At 37.8% G+C, this 19727-nt stretch carries 19 protein-coding genes; 5 read left to right on the plus strand and 14 right to left on the minus strand.

All coding sequences use genetic code 11. The features are described 5' to 3' along the window. Nucleotides 1-18: 18 nt before the first annotated feature. Complete coding sequence (locus NiCM35_RS10355; RefSeq protein WP_433779424.1) at nt 19-216, plus strand: hypothetical protein; 198 nt, start codon at nt 19-21, stop codon at nt 214-216. Continuing rightward, nucleotides 216-413 carry a YwbE family protein gene (locus tag NiCM35_RS10360; RefSeq protein WP_095329716.1) on the plus strand — a complete coding sequence of 66 codons (198 nt, stop codon included), beginning with the start codon at nt 216-218 and terminating at the stop codon, nt 411-413. The genes NiCM35_RS10355 and NiCM35_RS10360 overlap by 1 nt, the downstream gene beginning before the upstream one ends. A 451-nt stretch (nt 414-864) precedes the next feature. Here the strand turns inward: NiCM35_RS10360 and gap are convergent, their stop codons facing one another. Continuing rightward, the gene (gene gap, locus NiCM35_RS10365) at nt 865-1875 is read right to left on the minus strand and encodes a type I glyceraldehyde-3-phosphate dehydrogenase (protein WP_095329715.1); all 1011 of its coding nucleotides are present in this window, start codon (nt 1873-1875) and stop codon (nt 865-867) included. A 168-nt stretch (nt 1876-2043) separates the two neighbouring features. Here gap and NiCM35_RS10370 point away from each other — a divergent pair, with 168 nt between their 5' ends. After that, entirely contained in the window at nt 2044-2898 is an 855-nt protein-coding gene (locus NiCM35_RS10370) for a helix-turn-helix domain-containing protein (protein ID WP_433779403.1), read from the plus strand. A gap of 618 nt (nt 2899-3516) precedes the next feature. Here NiCM35_RS10370 and NiCM35_RS10375 read toward each other — a convergent pair. Further along, on the minus strand, nt 3517-5886 hold the full coding sequence (locus NiCM35_RS10375) for an immune inhibitor A domain-containing protein (protein ID WP_433779405.1): 2370 nt from the start codon (nt 5884-5886) through the stop codon (nt 3517-3519). Nucleotides 5887-6301: 415 nt separating this feature from the next. Then, nucleotides 6302-6706: a MarR family winged helix-turn-helix transcriptional regulator gene (locus NiCM35_RS10380; RefSeq protein ID WP_328824414.1), complete on the minus strand. Its 405-nt coding sequence runs from the start codon at nt 6704-6706 to the stop codon at nt 6302-6304. 219 nt (nt 6707-6925) lie between these two features. Here NiCM35_RS10380 and NiCM35_RS10385 point away from each other — a divergent pair, with 219 nt between their 5' ends. Then, entirely contained in the window at nt 6926-7381 is a 456-nt protein-coding gene (locus NiCM35_RS10385) for a CBS domain-containing protein (protein ID WP_433779406.1), read from the plus strand. 43 nt (nt 7382-7424) lie between these two features. Next, complete coding sequence (locus tag NiCM35_RS10390; RefSeq protein ID WP_123258344.1) at nt 7425-8675, plus strand: MFS transporter; 1251 nt, start codon at nt 7425-7427, stop codon at nt 8673-8675. Between the two features lie 151 nt (nt 8676-8826). Here NiCM35_RS10390 and NiCM35_RS10395 read toward each other — a convergent pair whose 3' ends face one another. The 11 genes from NiCM35_RS10395 to NiCM35_RS10445 all read right to left on the minus strand — a co-directional run bounded on the left by NiCM35_RS10395 (nt 8827) and on the right by NiCM35_RS10445 (nt 19489). After that, nucleotides 8827-9645: a carbohydrate ABC transporter permease gene (locus NiCM35_RS10395; protein ID WP_249937882.1), complete on the minus strand. Its 819-nt coding sequence runs from the start codon at nt 9643-9645 to the stop codon at nt 8827-8829. Nucleotides 9646-9667: 22 nt separating this feature from the next. After that, entirely contained in the window at nt 9668-10585 is a 918-nt protein-coding gene (locus NiCM35_RS10400) for a carbohydrate ABC transporter permease (RefSeq protein ID WP_433779407.1), read from the minus strand. A gap of 59 nt (nt 10586-10644) precedes the next feature. Continuing rightward, nucleotides 10645-11928 (minus strand): sugar ABC transporter substrate-binding protein, encoded by a 1284-nt coding sequence (locus tag NiCM35_RS10405; RefSeq protein WP_433779408.1) that lies wholly within the window; start codon nt 11926-11928, stop codon nt 10645-10647. A 14-nt stretch (nt 11929-11942) separates the two neighbouring features. After that, a complete protein-coding gene (gene argH, locus NiCM35_RS10410) occupies nt 11943-13409 on the minus strand; it encodes an argininosuccinate lyase (protein ID WP_433779410.1) in 1467 nt (488 codons plus the stop codon). Further along, nucleotides 13409-13585, minus strand: coding sequence for a hypothetical protein (locus NiCM35_RS10415; protein ID WP_163185350.1), 177 nt, complete (start codon nt 13583-13585; stop codon nt 13409-13411). The genes argH and NiCM35_RS10415 overlap by 1 nt, the downstream gene beginning before the upstream one ends. Before the next feature lie 14 nt (nt 13586-13599). Then, nucleotides 13600-13758 carry a hypothetical protein gene (locus tag NiCM35_RS10420; RefSeq protein ID WP_433779412.1) on the minus strand — a complete coding sequence of 53 codons (159 nt, stop codon included), beginning with the start codon at nt 13756-13758 and terminating at the stop codon, nt 13600-13602. A 48-nt stretch (nt 13759-13806) separates the two neighbouring features. Further along, entirely contained in the window at nt 13807-13938 is a 132-nt protein-coding gene (locus NiCM35_RS10425; RefSeq protein WP_268877112.1) for a hypothetical protein, read from the minus strand. 200 nt (nt 13939-14138) lie between these two features. Further along, complete coding sequence (locus NiCM35_RS10430) at nt 14139-14603, minus strand: hypothetical protein (RefSeq protein WP_095329709.1); 465 nt, start codon at nt 14601-14603, stop codon at nt 14139-14141. 217 nt (nt 14604-14820) lie between these two features. Then, a complete protein-coding gene (locus NiCM35_RS10435) occupies nt 14821-16821 on the minus strand; it encodes a methyl-accepting chemotaxis protein (protein WP_370999980.1) in 2001 nt (666 codons plus the stop codon). 370 nt (nt 16822-17191) lie between these two features. Then, nucleotides 17192-17722 carry a hypothetical protein gene (locus tag NiCM35_RS10440; RefSeq protein ID WP_095329707.1) on the minus strand — a complete coding sequence of 177 codons (531 nt, stop codon included), beginning with the start codon at nt 17720-17722 and terminating at the stop codon, nt 17192-17194. Between the two features lie 282 nt (nt 17723-18004). After that, complete coding sequence (locus tag NiCM35_RS10445; RefSeq protein ID WP_095329706.1) at nt 18005-19489, minus strand: aldehyde dehydrogenase family protein; 1485 nt, start codon at nt 19487-19489, stop codon at nt 18005-18007. Between the last annotated feature and the right edge of the window lie 238 nt (nt 19490-19727).

Genomic DNA, 19727 nt, shown 5'->3' on the forward strand with positions numbered 1-19727 from the left:
GAAAAATCCGTGAGCGATATGAACGATAAGCAGACAAGGGAACAAGAAGGTAAAAAGAAAATTAGCTTACAAGAAGCCATGAAGCAGCAGCTGGCAAATAAAGCACAGCAAGGACAAGGAGGAAAAGCAAGTATGAGTGGCAATCAAAAAATGCAAAAAATGAAAAGCCAGTTAACAAAAAAGCCAAATAACCAAAGAAAACGCATGGGTGTATAATGAACGGTCAGAATCGCAAAGACATAACACCAGGCACACCTGTTGAAATAGTACTAAAACAAGATCAAAGAACCGGGAAACGAACAGCAGGCATTGTAAAAGATATATTAACAAAGTCTCCCTCCCATCCCCATGGAATTAAGGTTCGCCTAGAAGATGGACAAGTAGGCCGTGTACAGTTAATTAAAGAAAAATAAAAAAGGGAGGGGATATCCCATATGCTGCCAATGAACAAAAAGTACAAAAAACATCCCTGCACAAATTTTGCATGAAAGATGTTGAATAAAAAATGACCACACTGACTGGTCATCATTTTGATATTTATTTTGAATTTATAAAGTATGGCAGCTTCATCTAGGCTAAACCGTTACAGCTGGGTAACGGTTCCTTCCCAAAATAAAACAGCAACTTTGAATACATAAAAACCTCCTGTCCTAAAGCCGCAAGCATATATACAAATAGAGGGGGCATTAATTACACCCTCTTAATTTACTAAGTTATGGCGGCTTTGATTTAGCTCAAAAATGCCATTTGCTTTTAATACGCAGTGATCCAACTTCCCAATGCAGAATCCAGCGTATATTAAAAGGCAAAAGATATTGAGGACTTCTCACAAGTTCTTAGTGCCATACCTTATTAAGCAACAGACTATAGTTCAGCAAAATATTTAATTGTTCTAACCATTTGGCTTGTATACGAATTTTCATTATCGTACCATGCCACAACTTTCACTAAAGACTTCCCATCAGGAAGTGAAGTAACCTTTGTCTGTGTTGCATCAAATAATGAACCATATGTTATACCGATTATGTCAGAGGATACCAACTGTTCCTCTGTATATCCAAATGAATCAGAAGATGCCGCTTTCATAGCAGTATTTATATCATCTTTCTTTACCGTCTTATTGACGACAGCGACTAACTCTGTCACTGAACCAGCTGGTACTGGCACACGTTGAGATACACCGTCTAATTTCCCCTCTAATTTTGGAATTACCAGTCCTATTGCTTTGGCAGCACCAGAAGAAGTTGGTACGATATTTAAAGCGGCTGCGCGAGCTCTTCGTAGGTCGCCCTTTGCATGAGGACCGTCAAGAGTCATTTGATCACCTGTATACGCATGAATTGTTGTCATGAATCCTTTTTCAATTGGAGCCAATTCATCAAGTACATCAACCATCAGAGCCAAACAATTTGTTGTGCATGAAGCAGCTGAAATAACCGTATCATTTTTGTTCAAAACATTTTCGTTTACTCCATAAACAATTGTGGGCAGATCATTTCCAGCTGGAGCGGAGATAACAACTTTTTTAGCTCCTGCTTCAATATGGGCTGATGCTTTTTCTTTTGATGTAAAAAATCCTGTACATTCTAAAACCACATCTACGTCATGCTTACTCCAAGGAAGATTTTTAGGATCCTTTTGAGCATAAATTTCAATTTCTTTGCCTGCTACCACAATAGAACTTTCTTTCGCTTCCACCTTATCAGCTAAAGCATATCTTCCCTGCGCAGAATCGTACTTTAATAAATGAGCCAACATCTGTGGACTGGTTAAGTCATTAATTGCTACTACCTCATAACCCTCTGCAGAGAACATTTGTCTGAAAGCAAGTCGGCCAATGCGTCCAAATCCGTTAATTGCAACCTTTACTGCCATAATTTATTTTCCTCCTTGTTAATTAAAATCATTTTACATAACTTTAATAGTAAAAAGCTGGTTAATATGATATTACCCTTGTGCTACATCAATATTCTATATCTCGCGATTCTTTGGTACAATGTAATAAACGAAGCATTCAACTATACTATCTGTAAGGAGAGTATTATGCCACAAATAGATCGCTATAAAAAAAGGACCGTTAATATAGATTTCTTTGCCATAGAAAATTTTAAAGAGTTGCCATACCAGAATCGATTTACTATAGTATTTGTCACCAGTGGGAGTATAAAAGGAATGCTGAATAATCTACCTATTGCAATTTCTGCACCTGGGATAATCTGTTTGTCACAAACTGATGAGATACAAGTTTTTGAAAGAGAGAAAGTATCAGCACAATCGTTCAGCTTTGACCCAGATTTTCTTAGTACAATTCCAATTTCAAAAACAGAAGATTATTTTATGCCCAATCTAAAAATACACACAGGATTATCTTTATTTCAAAGAGACAGCACACATACAGGCGTACCCTTTATTACCACAAAAGCATTTCCAAAATTATTAGATTGGTTTTTTATTATTGGAACAGAAGTATTTGCTCAAAGCGATTCACTCTGGGTTTGCAGAATCAAAAAAAATCTTATTCAAATGTTAAGCTTAATTGAAAGCTTAAATTCGGAAAATGGACAGTCTCCTGTTGATACGGTTTTAGAATATATACACACTAATTACGCCAATAAAATTACTCTCGATGATTTAACACAATGTGCTCACCTAAACCGTGTTTCACTCAATAAATTATTTCATAAACGATGTAACTGTACTGCAATGTCATATTTATTATCCTATCGATTAAAAGTCGCAGAAGAATTACTCACCCATACTGGCATGAGTTTGAATGAAATTGCCCGTTCGACAGGCTTTGAGTATGATACCTATTTTATTAAGCAATTTACTTCTAAAAAAGGAATGTCCCCTACATCATTCCGAAATACTTCCCGTAAACTGGCAAGTTATCTGTAGCCAAGCAGGGGTAAATATCCCTCTTTCGCTAATCGGCAAGCAGGGCAAGCGTACACACACTTGCCCATTTTAAAAAATTTTCCTTGTAGCAAAATCCTCAAATTAGCTTGTTGAGGAGCTCCCCAAACCCGGCGAATGTTGCGTCATTTCACTGTGGCTCATTCCTTATTTGACTTGGGGCCAAATTGGCCCGAAATCCTAAAAGTACAACCAACTTTGCAAGGTGGTCTAATAGCCTTGAATACTGTTTCCATAATTCTTCATAGTCTTTTTGCAGTTCTGCAATTTCAGAGTGATAGGCATTAAATAAGAGTTTTTTTCTCTTCTCAGCTACTTTTTTCTATAATTAATTCTGCTAATTCCACGCTCTCCATTTATTCTTTATAAATGGAATTTCAATATATTCATATTTACCTAATTCATAGGGGCTCGATAAGGTTCATGTCGAGTTTGATATTGTGGCATTGGTCCACAACCTATTGAAAGTAGCAGGCATCCACCAGCTACTTTCGGATAGAAATCAACAGAACAGAATAGAAAAGCAAGAGGAGAAAAACGTGCCTTTTTCTCCTCTTGCTTTATATTAGGGGCTTTTCAGACAGCCTCTTCTATTTATTATTATTTATATAATAATACTTTTCCTACTGTTCCGTCTTTGCTTTCACCAACTATGCGAATTTTCAAGCCGGTCAATGGAATATTGCGGCCTGCTTCTAGATTTCCTTGGTTGCTGTAGTCAGCACTATCATCAAATAGTGGAGTTCGTTTTGTAAAATTATCTTTTAATGTAGTGCCGTTAATAGCAGCATAATCTAAAAACATTTTATTAGATTTAGCTAAACTAAAGGCAGCATCATTTAACTGATAACGGGTTGCTCCTACAGTTCCATCACTCCAGTAGTTTGTATGTTGGTCTGCATCAACTACTCCTAAATAACCGTCTCCTGGATGCGCTCCCGTCCAGTTATCACTATATGACTCATCCACATACCAAACAACAAGACCTGGATCATAACTCATAAGACTAGCCCCACGGCGAATATGCGCGAGACCCTCATCTACTCCATTTTGTGATCTCCATTCTAATAAATAATAATGTTTTGAATAGAATTTTCCTTCATCCTTTTTAAAGCCTTCTAAAGCAAAGAAAGAATCCCCTTCTGCACCATCTGTTAATACTTCCGTTCCATTAGCTGTTACTTTGATATCATCTACATAGAAACCAGGATTAGCAACTGCCACGTCGGTCCAATAATTAAATTCAATTTCGACCTTTTGTCCAGCATATGCACTTAAATCAAAGACTCCATCCACCCATTCACCATTGGTACTGCCTGTAATCCCATTTCCAGGATTTTGATCGTTGGGATTTTCGGTTGTGGTAATATTTCCTTTAATCGTCTCACCATTCACCTTAATAGATGCATAATCCCATTCAGCCTCGATGTCGTACCATGTTTTAAAAGTCAACTCGGCACTTGTGGCATTAGTCAAATCTACTGCTGTCTTCATAGAATGATCGATATTATTTCCACTACCACTAAAGTATTCATATTTCCCACTTGCCGGTGTGTTTACATCTGTTGTTTTATCGGGAAGATTAATACGCACTGCGTCATTATTTGTTCCTTTTGTTACCGCTTCGTCCAGCAGTAGTTCTGTTCCTTTACTTGTAATTTCATTTGCATTTAACGTAGTGCCGCTTAACCAATTTCCCCCATGGGCGCCTTGCAAATATTCCTTGGCATATGCACTAAATCCACTCGGCTCCGTTCCTGGAACATCTCCGGCCCAGCTGCCACTAGCCATGATAGACCAGTAAGCCACAGCTTCACCGCCGCCAGTATACTGCGTATCATATTCATCTGGCAAACCTAAATCATGTCCGTATTCATGCGCAAAAACACCTGCCGCACCATCTTCTGGTTCAATGGTATAATCATATGCACCAAGTAAGCCACCGAAACGATCGCTATTAGATGTAGCCCCTGGCACTGCAACTAGGTTTCCTAAATTCCAACGATGAGACCAAATAGCATCTCCCCCTAGGGCTCCTCCACCAGCTTCTTCACCAACCCCTGCATGGATAACCATTAAATGATCGATAATTCCATCTGGCTCATTATATACACCATCGCCATCATAATCATCACGATCCCATACGTCGTACTCACTTAAGTCTACATTTGGATCTTGTGCAGCTTTTGATAATGCTTCATAGACTAATTCACGAGGACGCGCATCACTATCATCTGCCCCAGGATAATTTCCTCCATAATAAGCGGCCTCATGATCAGCTGTATACCAGCCAGCAACTTCCCCTTCTACCGAATAACTGCCACCAGATTGCTCTTCATAAAATTGTTTCATGGAGACAAGATTTTCACCGTTCGGACCTTCATAACCATCTTCGCCAAAAATCATATTTTGGAAGTGCTCATGTGTGTAATCTTCATAGAACATATCTGTCTCATCTTTTGAAATCGAGCTTTTTTTATAATCTGGGAAATCTATCGCTAAAACGAGAACCTTATCTTCACGAACTTCCCCTTCATATGCTTCCTCTTTGACAGATTCCACTGTATTTTTCTTTGCCTGTCCTAATTTATTTCCTTTTCCCTTTTGGAGACTATGATTAGATGTTTCGTTTTCTCCCTTTGTTTCTAATTTAGATAAGGCTTTCGGCAATTTATCCTTTGTTTCTTTTTTAGCTCCTTCTGCTTTGCCTTGTAAATACTTTTGTAAAGCTTTTTCCGTTTCACCAGTACTTGCATGCTTTGCCAACTTTCCCTCTTTTTTCAGCATTTCAATAATCCGTTCATCATTGGCAATGCCTAAATCAATAGGAGCTCCTCCGTAACTGGAGACAACCTCTTTATACGCTGCTTCTGCAGCAGCTTTCTCAGGAGGACTATATAACCCTAGTGAGAGAGTACTAATTCCAAGTACTGCTGCCAATGCTGTTTTTTTGAGTTTCTTCTTTACCACCAAAAATCCCCCTCTGAACACAATATGTAATATTACGAAACTTAATATTCTAAATTGATAGTCAATTCCCCTTTTTATTTTTGCAAAATAGTACTTTTATATCAGAAAATTGATTATTTTCAAACATCAAATCTCGTACTAATCTCTAATTGTGCTTCCTCCATATATTAGAGCACTGTCTTAACTAGGAAATAACAAACATTAAATCCCAGCAATAACCTTCTTTTGCTTTTCAAACTATATGAAAATATTAATAAAAAAGAAAGGAGCATTTCTCTGTCTCCCTTTAAAAATCATGAAAAAAACGTAAACAACCTCCGATTACACTTTCTCCCAATAGAAAAGAGGGAAGGTGAAAATACCTTCCCTCATAAGCAAACACTTCTTCAAATACCTATTCTCTTTTTTGAATCAATCATAGATGAACATTCATCGCCGACTGATTATATTTTTTTAATAACTTAGCAAAAGTCTCACGCTCTTCTTCTGTCCAAACCTTGGTCACTTCCGCCACCCTGCTTTTTCTAAACTTTTTTTCCTTTTGAAATTCTTCTAATCCTGTTTCAGTTATCTGGAGAGTATAAGCTCTTCCATCTGTTTCATCAGGAATTCTCAGCAAATAGCCCTTTTGCTCCAACGCAGCCGCCTGTCGACTTACAGTAGAAACATCTAATTGAAATTCTATCGCAAGCGCTTTAACACCAGCAGGGCCTGCTGTCACTATTTCATGCAGCAACAGATAAGCTGACCGATCCAAGCTGCTAGTTTTTTTATGAGAAGATGTATGGGTAACCCGTCGTATCAGTATAGATAATTCCACTTCAAGTTCTTCCAGCGATTGTTCATCCATTGATTAACTACCTCACCGTTTCCAATATTTCTATAAAATATGATAGCATACTTGATTAAAGATTTGTAATAAGAAGGGGAATCCATATCTCCGTAAAAACAATTGACGTTTCGTTATATAGTTGTATAATACAATTATATAGTTTCCTTATACAACTACTTGTCCAAAAAATAAAAGGGGGACAGATAAATGCTAGCCCATGATATTATGGTAAGCCAAGTATATAAAGTGAAAGAAGGCGACACCGTCCGTTCTGTCATCGAAAAATTCATTCAGTATAAAATTAGCGGTCTTCCTATCGTTAATGACCGCAATGAGATTGTCGGTTTCATCAGTGATGGAGATGTACTGCGATACATTGGCAAACATGATGATCATATTATCGACAGTATTTATTATACTGTTGTTATTAAAGGGGACGATGAAGATTTTGAACATAGATTGCAAAGTCTCTTACATTTGAACGTAATGAAAATTGCGAAGAAAAGGGTTATTAAAGTGTCTTGGGATGAAAATTTAGAAAAGATTGCAGCTCTGTTAGGTAAAAAGCAAATTAAAAAGGTCCCCGTTGAAAAAAATGGAGTTTTAGTAGGCATTATTAGTCGCGGTGATGTTATAAGGAATTCTTTTAAAGAATTAATCTAGTCTATAAAAACAAAGGGAATAAAAAAATAAAGGGGAGAATGAAATGTCATCTTCACAATCTGTATCAGCAGATTCAACCAAAAACAATTTAAATACGAAAACAGAAGCTAGTTTATTAAAACAGCCTAAAGCAGTATGGGCTGTATTTTTTGCGGGGATTATTGCCTTTATGGGGCTTGGTCTCGTTGATCCGATCCTTCCTGCTATTGCCGAGAAACTTCATGCCTCCCAAAGCCAGGTAACGTTACTCTTCACTAGCTATAATGCTGTAATGGCTGTAGCAATGCTGGTAACTGGGATGATTTCCTCCAGACTTGGAATTAAGTGGACACTTATTTTAGGAATTGTTATCATTGCTATTTTTTCTTGCCTAGGCGGACTATCAAATGGGATTTGGGCGCTTGTCGGACTTCGAGGAGGTTGGGGGCTTGGTAATGCCCTGTTTGTAGCAACTGCATTAGCGGCAATTGTATCTCTTTCAAACAGTGGTACTGCTAAAGCAATTATTCTTTATGAAGCAGCGATTGGACTTGGTATCTCTGTCGGTCCACTACTAGGCGGATGGTTGGGAGCCATGAGCTGGAGAGGTCCTTTCCTAGGGGTAGCTGTTTTAATGATTATTGCCTTTTTCGGTATTTTCATTTTAATGCCAAAAAATACTTCCATGAATACAACGAATACAGTTAAATCTAAAACGTCCTTGGCAGATCCGTTTAGAGCATTAAAACATCGCTCATTACTTGTTTTAGGGATTGCCGCAGCATTATATAATTTTGGATTTTTCACGTTGTTAGCCTATGCACCGTTTGTAATGGGCTTAGACGAACATGGACTTGGCTTTGTATTCTTGGGCTGGGGTATTTTATTAGCTGTCACTTCTGTTTTTATGGCACCAAGATTGCAGGAACGTTTCGGAACCGTAAAATCAATGTGTGCCATGTTAACCTTGTTTGCAGTTGTATTAGTTGCTATGGGAATTTGGACAACAACCCAATGGGTTATCATCGCAGCAGTTATTTTCGCTGGTGCCTTATTAGGAAATAACAATACGCTTATTACAACTGCCGTAATGAATGCTGCTCCTGTAGAACGATCTACCGCTTCAGCAGCATACAGCTTCTTGCGCTTTATAGGTGGAGCCATTGCGCCTTACACAGCAGGAAAGTTAGCAGAAATATTTAATCCATCTGTACCATTCCTTGTTGGAGCTGGATTTGTATTAGTTTCTGTGTTATTCATCTGGATTAATAGCAAACATGTCCATCATGTAGATGCAATGGGTTCTGGTCATTAATCAACATCTACCAATAATCATAAATAATTCCCATCTGTCTAAGTATAGATGGGAATGGCAGCAGAGGGACAGTTGTACTACTTCCCTCTAATGCTTGTGATCAGCCTTTAATCAAGTTTGGTTAACTGGAAAAGCTTCTTTTTCACTTCCCCTACTTCAACCCAGTCAACGTTATCCCCTTAATAATATGGCGTTGGAAGATTAAGAAGACGATGATTAGTGGTACAACAGCGATGGTAGCTCCTGCCATGACGATTTCCCAGTAAGTTTGGTTTTCACCGGAGAAAAAGGCAAGGCCGACTGGCAGTGTTCGCATTTCTTCTGTCTCGATAACAATTAACGGCCACAAATAGGCATTCCAGTTTCCTAAAAATGTGAAAATGCATAGCGCTGCTAATGCTGGATATACTTGTGGAATGGCGATTTTAAAGAAAATTTTAAATTCATTTAAGCCATCAATTCTTGCAGCATCGAGTAAGTCATCTGGAATAGACTCCATAAATTGTTTCATGAGAAAAATACCAAAGGCAGAAATTACGCCTGGAAACATAATTCCCCAATACGTATCAACCCAGCCTAAGTCAGTAGACATGATATACCAAGGAATAATCAGCATTTCGGTAGGAATCATTAAGGAACTTAAGATGAATAAGAAAATAATACTCTTGCCAACAAAGGAAAATTTAGCAATAACATAACCAACAAGGGTATCAAATAATGCAACACTTAAAGTAGTAATCACTGCCACGATAAAACTATTTAAAAACCATTTACTAAATAGGGTATCCACCATAATCTTCCGATAATTCTCCAATGTAGGGTGGTCGGCAAGCAGCTTCAGTCCATATACTTCCGTCGGCGGCTTAAAGGATGTGGATACCATCCAAATAAAAGGGAACAGCATAAAGATAGCCCCAACGGTCAAGAGAATATAGACGATTGATTTTTTTAAATACCTTCTTTTCTTCAACTCCTCACCCCCATAAAAAAAACTAGTATTCAAATTTCTTTGTCAAAACTTTCATTTGAATGATCGTGATAACTAAAATAATCAGAAATAAGATAACTGTTGCTGCAGAAGCGAGACCCATATCAAAGTGCTGGAAGGCTAATTCATAAATATAAAGAACAACAGATATAGTAGAATGAAGTGGTCCACCCTGTGTCATATTTTGCACTTGGGTAAAGGTTTGTAAGAAACTAATACTGCCAATGACTGCGGAAAATACAATGGTTGGATTTAGTAAAGGCAAGGTAATATGAATAAATTTTTTCCAACCGCCTGCCCCATCAATTTCCGCAGCTTCATAGAATATTTTCGGGATATTTTCAAGGCCCGCTAGGAAAATAATCATTTGAAAACCGAGACCTTGCCAGATCATCGTTAAGATAATAATATAAATTGCTTGATCAGGTGATTTAAGAAAAAGCTGGGCTTCCAACCCAAACTTCATGAGAATATCATTCACAACGCCGTTGTTCATTAGAATCCATTTAAACACCCAGCTTACCGCAACAATACTTGTCACATAGGGAATGAAATAAATAGCGCGAAATACCCCGACAAATTTATTAATCCTTTGCAAAAGCAGCGCTACTCCTAATCCACACATCAGCTGTCCTACTACACCAAAAACGACATAGATAAATGTATTTATTAGTGATTTACGAAAGACTTCATCTTTAAAAAGGGCTACATAATTATCCATCCCTACAAATGGTTTATCCTCTGATAGAATATCCCATTCCCGAAACCCGATGTTGAATGTATAAAGTGTTGGCAAAAACCGAATCGAAATAAAAAAAAGAAGAGGTATCAGCAAGCATGTATATACAAAGATATATTTTTGTTGCTTTAACGTAAATCTAGCATTCTTTTTTGGGACGGCAGAATGGTTCTTCCCAGACATGAAAACCCTCCTTTCTGAATAAAGAAAGACGATTACCGCCTTTCTTTATTTCAGTATCTTTACTTGTTACTCCAATAATCATCGTAGAGCTTTTGTGACTTAGCTGCGAAATCATTGTAGGCATCTTCAATTGAAACTCCATTTAGCAACACTTCATTCACTGCATCAATAACATATTGTCTTTGTGCTGTTTCGTCGACATAGAATTGTGCATTGGCATATGGAAGCTGTTCGATGAATGGTCCGTATAATGGATCGTTTACATATTTATCTTGTGTTGCGACCGCTTCTTTTGCTGGCAATTCTCCTACCTCGTCAATCCAGCGTTCCATCACTTCATCACTTGTTAAAAACGCTAAGAATTTTTTAGAAGCTTCTAATTTCTCTCCTTCTACTTTAGCTGTAATGCCATTTGCCCAGAACGAAGATTGTGTGGCCTTTTCTTTATAAGATGGCAGTGGCGCAACCCCATAATTTAAGTCAGGTGCATCTGTCGCCAATGTACCTAAACGGAAGGAACCGTCAATATTCATCGCCGCATTCCCTGTCTTAAATGCTGTTACATCATCTGTATAAAAACCACTTTCGCCAACTTTATGTTTGGATCCGAATTCCACTAAATACGTAAATGCTTCTAAACCAGCAGGTGTATCATCCCAAAGAACTTGCTTACGATCCTCACTCAACCCTTGACCGCCAGCTTGATAGACAAGAGCATCATAAAACCAGTTGTTCAGCTGTGCACCAATTTCATACGCCATCCCCTCTGTTACAAGCTTTCCGTTTTCTCTTACTGTCAGTTTTTTCGCATAATCTACTAATTCATCCCATGTTTTTGGCGGACTATTTGGATCCAAGCCTGCTTTTTCAAAAAGATCTTTGTTATAAAACAGGGCAAGAGTACGAACCGCAGTCGGAATGGCCCAATATTTATCGTCCAATTTTGCTGCATTTACTAAGGAGAAGTATTCACTTTCGATTTTATCCACTGGAAATGCATCCTCAGGAAGAGGCTGTAAATAGCCTGAATCAATATATTTTGGCAGCCAGCCATAATATAAATTGATAACATCGGGACCTCTTCCAGCTGGAACTAGTGTAGCAACCTTCTCATTGTATTGCTCATATGGAAAAGTTGTCTGCTTTACTTTAATTCCTGGGTTTTTATCTTCAAACTCTTTAATAAGCTCATCCATTAAATCCACTTTCGCCTTATAGGCATATTGCCAATATTCAATAGTTACCGTACCATCTGCTTCCCCGCCAGAATCCTTTCCCTTTGAACAACCAACAATAATCATTGCTATGGCTAGAAAAAGAAATACACTTAAAAACTTTTTCAATAGAACCCCTCCTATTAAACAAGTTTGTTATTATTGCGAAGCAGCTGCTTATAAGAAGTAAATTTATTTCTATATATTGCTGCTTCTTTTGAAAAATCAGCAAGCTTTTGACTGGACCTTATTCGCTGTCTCTCTGTTTCTTTTGGGTTAGGGCCTCCAAAAGCAGAGCGAACCATAACAAAATGAAAAGGATTAATCGCAGTTTGATATTGTTCTTCTGTTAAAGGAAGATGTGTTCCTAATATCTCCTGAGAAATTTGTTTGACTAGTTCAGCAGAACCATCTTTTATTTTTTTCCCAGTACTAGCTAATCGCTGAACCAAAATGCTGACAATCTGATGGGCATCACGGAAGGATAATTGGCACTCCCTAACCAGTACATCCGCTAATTCCGTTACGGTGGAAAAGCCTTCTGAACAACGGGTCAGGAGTTTATCTACATTTACCTCCATCGTTTTAAGAATTTCTGTCAGTAATTCGATAATTTGATAGGAATGAGAAAAGCCATTGATAAGAATAGGCTGGATATCATCCCCAATATCGACGATGTCCCCAAAAGGTGTGTTGTGGGACATCAAAAAAGCAGCATTTACTTCCCCAATTGTCCGGCTAATGAGAGATTTCGTATGTTCTAAAGATGAAGGGTTTCGTTTTTGAGGCATGATGCTCGATGTTTGCACTAAGCTTTTATCTAATCTGATTGCTTCTACTTCATTTGTCGTAAAAAACAAGAGATCATGAGTAAAACGCGATAAGGTACTTAAAGTAATTTTGATCACACTAGCTATTTCCAGCATATAATCAGCGGCACTAATAGAATCATAGGAATTCTCCATTGGTTTATCGAAAGCTAATTGGATCGCCACAAATGAACGATCAATTGGAAAACCAGAAGTCCCTAAAGCAGCAGCTCCCATTGGAGACTCATTGATTCTTCTTAAAAGCGCGAAACCACGTTCCAAGTCCCTTTGTAAACTACTATCGATAGCTAACAAATAGTGGGCTAAGGTAGTAGGCTGTGCTTGCTGATTATGTGTATAGGCTGGCATAATCGTTAGTTCATGTTCTTTCGCCAAACGTAACAATACCTTTTTTAACTCTACAAGTAAGGTAAGAAACTGCAGAAGCTTTTCTCGAGATACCATTCGATACATGGTTGCATCCATATCATTCCGACTAAAGGCAATATGCATATTTCCAACAAGCACTTCGCCGATTTCCTTTTTCAAATCTTCTTCCAGCATAAAAAATAAGTCTTCATAAAGAGGATTATAGTGTTGGGGATAACCTTTTGCTAATAGTGCTTGATTCGCTTTAATGATTTTTTGGGTATCTTCTTTTGTTAAGATTTTTTGGTGGGCTAGCATAGTAGCATGGGCGATGTTAATTTCTAATAAATAAGGAAGGTAATGTTGTTTCGTAAAATCATAGATGGGTTTTAATATATGGTTTACATAGACTTGCGATCTATTGTCTGGCATTATATTGCTTCACTCCTCTCTCTAAATGGAGTAAACGGCGAGCAAATAAAATTTTCTGAATCCGTCATTCCTGGTGCACCAATCGTTAAAGACAGCACCTTTGTATGACTATTATTTTGTTCCTCTAATATGCTATTTACTTGATCAACAAGCAATTGGACAAAATTCCTCTTCAACGCCTCTTGTGTGTCTATTTTGTGGTGAAGAATAAATTTTCCAAATCCATAATCGCTATTTCAGTCGTCGTTCCTCCAATATCTATGCCAATCGTATATTTGTATTCTTTGGCAAACAATAAATGGACAGGTTTTCTCCCCTTTTGTTGCCGCCTTTTTACTTTCTTTTTCAATAATCCAGCCTTCTTCCACCATCATCTACCAATGCTGATATAGTCGGCTTACTCAGCTTCAATCTTTTTGCCAAACTTGTTCTTTGAATAAAGATTATCTCCTTCGATAATTTCTTGCAGTCCTTTTCTCTTACTGATTATCTTCAAGTAGGTGGGAGTTCCTGATTGTAAAATACTCATTCATTCCTCCAATCATGGCAGTTAGTAAACCTTCCTTACTTCTTAAAAGCTTATGATTGGCTAGAAAGTAATATGTTTGTATATATTCCGAAATTTTTTGTGAACTTTTCTTTATTTTAGTTGAGGCGCTTTTAAAGAATCGTTGTTTTCCTCATTCCTTTACTTGAATATTAGAAAAACACCATTTAAAAAATGGCGTTTCAGTTCGTAAATATATATATTACTTTCCTTATGACCAATCCAATGATTACACCTGGTAACACAAAAAGCATTGGTAAAAAAATAGGGCCGATTAGATGCCCAAATAGGAAAACCTCTGATGAATAGATTAATCCTACTGTTACAAAATAAGCTGCAAACACAAACGGAAGAAATAATAAAGGAGAATTTTCTCCTTTCTCATCAGCATCTCTTACTGCATCCCACATCGCAAAAAAATAAAGGCACGGATAAAACATAAGCCATTTTAGATTAACTTCCTCTAAAGACGCGGAAGTTTGTCCATGAAAACTTAATATAATGGCTGTATTAAAGTTAGCTTGTATGTTCACAACTAACTCAAGTAAGATAAAAATAATTCCTTTTATATATTTCTTATTAAGCAGCTGTCCAAAGCCAGGCAAAGCGATGGACCATAAAAGTTTTTCAAATGATTTCCTGTTCACATCTTTCCCCAGCCACCTTTTTAATAGATAAAGTAAATTTAGTGTACATCTTAGTGAAATCAACACATGCTGAGAATATAATCCATGGTTTTCAGAAAAAGTTCGAAGTTAGTATTTGTAAAAAATTTAAATTTTATCCATAAAATCCGCAAGAGAAATTCTCCTGCATCCTTCATAAAGAGTATAAAAAAGGACGGATGAACCGTCCCTTTTTTTCCTATATTGTAAATTTTGTAATCGTTTTTTCTAATTCAGCTGCTAAGTTTTTGAGGCTTTGGGCAGCTGAGGAAATTTCCTCTATTCCTGCTAGTTGTTCTTCTGAGGCTGCGGCCACTTCTTGTGTGCTTGACTTCGTGTTTTTAGTAATAGTAGAGATTTGATTAAAGGAAGCAGATACCTCTTCTGCTCCTGCTGAAATCTCTTCCGAAGTGGCAGACATATTGGTAATATTATCAGAAACTTCATAAGTCAATTCTAGGATTTCCTTAAATAGTTCTCTTGAGTTATTAGCAATCAATACACCACTTTGAACTTCATCCATGACTGCATTCATTGATTCGCTCGTTTGTTTAATCTCCCCTTGAATTTTCGTTACTATCCCAGCAATTTCTTGAGAAGAACGCTGTGATTCTTCTGCCAGTTTCCGAACTTCATCGGCAACTACTGCAAATCCTTTCCCGTGCTCCCCAGCTCTTGCTGCTTCAATTGCCGCATTAAGCGCAAGCAGATTTGTTTGATCAGCTATAGAAGTAATAACTTCCAATATTTTCACAATATCCTGTGATCTTACAATAAGTGATTTCGTCAATTCATCTGAGTTTTGAACCGATTGTTGAATTGTATTCATCTGGGTAATATTTTTTTCAACAGATTCCTTACCAGTTTGGGCTTTATTCAATGTTGAGCTGGCCTTTTCAGAAATAGTCGCCGAAGCCTCTGCAATTTGCTGTACTCCTTGTGCCACTTCATCAAGCGCTTCTGTGCTTTCAGTCACCATTTCCGCCTGATCGGCTGCTCCTTCAGCAACAGCTTGTATCGATTCCGTTATTACTACACTTGTTTGATTGGATTGATCTGCACTCACAGCCAATTGCGCAGATGTTTCTGCTGTATGTACAGAGCTTTCCTTCAACTGTTTAATCAATTCCCTCAAGCTATGTTTCATCGAATTCGTATTTTCCGCTAACTGACCAATCTCATCCTTTGATTGGATAGCTACATCCTTGCTTGTAAGATCTCCTGCTGCAACTAAACGCAGCTGAGCAACAATATTTCGGATTGGTTTTGTCATCCCGTTTGCAATCCAAATTGCCACACCAATTATCAGCACAGAAAATACTGCAAGTATAATGGTCGTAATGTTCTTAATACTACTAGTAATTTCTAATATATCATCCAAGGAAGTAAATAAATAAATACCTAAACCTGCACTTTTTAGGGGAGCATAAGTAACCAGTTGTTTTTCTCCATCCAGCTCTGTCTCTTTAGTTCCACTTGTTGTTCTCCCCTTCTCGAAAATAGTTCCTATATTTTTGGGAAAACCAGCTTCCTCAATTGTCTTACCGATTAAGTCAGCATTAGGATGAAACTGAACTATATTATTACTATCAACTAATACAGGATATGTGCTTTTATTTTGAGAAGTTTCATTTTGTAAAAAATCCTGTATAAGGGTTTCAAAGTTAACGGTAGCAGATACCACTCCCACTACTTCTTTATTGGCATTTATGATCGGCGTTGCTATTGCAAGAACTCGATTTCCTGTCGCATTGGACTTAAGGACATTCGAAACACTCTGTTCTCCTTTTATCCCTTTGATAAAATAATCTCTTTTTGATAAGTCTAATTTACCAACTAGACTAGGGTCTGTATGTGCTTCCACCATCCCGTTTTTTCCGATAACTACAACTGATTCATAAGTTGAATCTTGCTCTTTGACAATATTAATTTGTTTACTCCGAGCTGCAAGATCTCCATTGATAATGGTATCTGATTTCGAAATAAGCGTAAGCTCATCCAATCGTTTTTGAATCCATTCCTCCATGTTTTCTACTGTATTGGCTGTTTGATTACCAAGCCATTCCTCTTCATTGTTTAACGCATTATTACTACTTACATAATAAATAATGCTGGAGGCTATTATTACTGGAATAAGACCAATTAATAGAAAATACAAAATAAACTTTGTTTTAATCGATCTGTCTTTTCCTTTTTTCATTCTTCCTCATCTCCCTTAAATAACTCTTAGTAGTGCCATAAAACATATAACTTTACTTCTTAATATTCATATCGACAAAAGTTGACGTATATCAATACTTTCGACAACCATTTTCGACATTTTCCTACCAAAGCTCCTTTTAGTTCTCAGAGGTGGTTCTATCGCTCTCCTCTTATTTTCCAGCAGCCATCATTGATAAAGCGTTTTTCTACTTGGCGATATTACTTCTATGGATGAGAAATTGCTTTTACTGGTAGCTTCAGTACAGCATAGCTCCCGGGGAAAATCCCCTAAATAAACCAAAAAAAAAGCATAGGAAGGCTCCTAAGCTTCTTTACTCTTTAAGGGAAGCATGTCCCTACGATTCCATTTATTCATAAATATCTACTTCAACTGGCAGTTTAACATTATCCTTCGTGAAAGTCGCATACCATACCCAGAGGTTATCTTGAAGGAAAAACTTATTTGGCTGGACATTACCCTCACTAGTAATAATGATTGTTTTGGCATTATCTTCGGCAAACCCATAAATAATGGATAAATCCTTTTCGAGCTTATTATTTGCCTGCCAGGTAATGGATCCTCTCTCCTGTTTCTCTTCTTGAAACTCCTGAAATTCTAATATGGGATAAATAATTTTTTGAAAGTCAGTAAATTCTTTATTAGTAAGCACAGGAACAACCCCCGAACTATTTTCCGCAAAAACGATACGGGACTGCGCATCAAGCAACAGAATTTGCTTGCAATCACCAAATTGTGCCGATACTTCTTCACATACCCTTTCTTCCAAAGATGATGTAGGAGGAATATAGACAGTTTTAGTTGGATTTGGATGCATCGTAATAAGGTAAATAACAAAAATGGTCAGAGCTAGAGCGACTATCAATAGAATGTTCTTCATTACATGTTTCCTCCCTTCTTCCTTCTTTATTACTATGTCCTTTGCCTACATTTCGTGAAAACGAAATACACATTTATACGGAGTTTTCTTCCAATATGATATAGTCATTTATCAAATAGGAGCATTAGAAGCATTGGTGAAAGCAGAGGCCGGAACCTTTACTCCTGCTAAATTAACAAAAAGAAGCCGACTTCAAAAGTTGTTCTTCAACGACTTTTGAGTCAGCCACTACTTTCTATATCATGCAATCAAAAAGCAATAAGAACTGTCCCTTCGATTCCCTTACTGCATAGAAACCCATACGCTCTTTACTTCTGTATAGTTGTTTAGGGCGTAGGAGCCCATTTCGCGCCCAATGCCTGATTGTTTGTATCCGCCGAATGGGGAAGCTGCATCGAATGTATTATAGCAGTTGACCCAAACGGTTCCAGCGCGGAGTTTGCTGGCGATGTAGTGAGCATTGGCAATATCTCTCGTCCAGACGCCTGCTGCTAGACCATATTCGCTGTTATTTGCGCGATTGATCAGCTCATCTAAATCGTCATATGGCATTGCCGAAATAACAGGTCCAAAAATTTCCTCCTTGGCAATTGTCATCTCATCGCGTACATCGGCAAAAACAGTTGGGGAAACAAAGTATCCTTCCTCACGTGGATTAAAACCACCTGCGACTAGTTGCGCGCCTTCGTTTAACCCTCTTTCAATATAACCAAGAACTCGTTGCTGCTGTTCAGCGGAAACTAGCGGTCCAATTTCTGTATCAGCATGGATGCCAGCACCTTGCTTCATTTTTTTCGCTTGATCTGCCATATCGGCAACGACATTATCAAAATGTTTCTTTTGAATAAAGACACGAGACCCAGCACAGCATACCTGTCCTTGGTTAAACATAACACCATTAAAAGCACCTGGAATAGCTTTTGTTAAATCTGCATCTGGCAGGATAATATTCGGTGATTTCCCACCAAGCTCCAATGTAACTCTTTTCAATGTTTTAGAGGCATTCGCCATAATCATTTTTCCAACTTCGGTAGAACCAGTAAAGGCAATTTTATCTACTAAAGGATGATCAACTAGCGGCTGGCCAGCTGTTTCCCCAAATCCAGGAACAATATTTACAACGCCTTCCGGGAAACCCGCTTCCTGGATTAATTCCGCTAAATAAAGCGCAGATAACGGCGTTTGCTCAGCTGGTTTTAATACCACTGTACATCCGGTTGCAAGGGCCGCTCCAAGCTTCCACATTGCCATTAACAGCGGGAAGTTCCAAGGGATAATCTGCCCAACTACTCCTACCGCTTCATGGCGTGTATAATTAAAGTATGGACCATTAACTGGAATCGTTTGTCCTGTAATTTTTGTACACCAACCCGCATAATAGCGCATATGCTCAATGGCTAATGGAATATCCGCATTAGTTGTTTCGCGAATCGGTTTCCCATTATCTAACGTTTCTAACTGGGCAAGCTCCGCACTGTTTTTCTCCATCAAATCGGCCAGTATGTACATAAGACGACTGCGCTCAGAAGCACTCATTTTTGACCAAGGTCCTTCGTCGAAAGCTTTCCGTGCCGCTTTCACTGCTAAATCAATATCTTCTGGACCAGCTTCATATACACTTGCTAAAACCTCATCTGTCGCTGGATTATAACTGTCGAACGTTTTTTGTGTTTGACTCTCCACAAATTCACCATTAATAAATAACTTTTTCTTACCACTTAGGAACTTTCCAACCTTTTCTTTTAAAACCACAGTCTGTTGGTTCATCGAATTCCTCCTTAAAAAGTAGATAATTTAATGGTTAGGCACCAATGATAGAAAACGCTTACAAAGTAATGTTAACACTGTGGAAATAGAGATACAACTAATAAAAGACGAAATATTTCGAGGTTTTTTGACATGTTTGACAGCATTGGACAAGAAACGACAAGCTACTATACAGGGGAATGCTTCTCTGTCCCCCAAGAATTATGCTGTTTTAATTCCTATTTTCTTTCTATATAGT

This window comes from Niallia sp. M35, assembly GCF_050971705.1.
Lineage (GTDB): Bacteria > Bacillota > Bacilli > Bacillales > Cytobacillaceae > Niallia > Niallia circulans_A.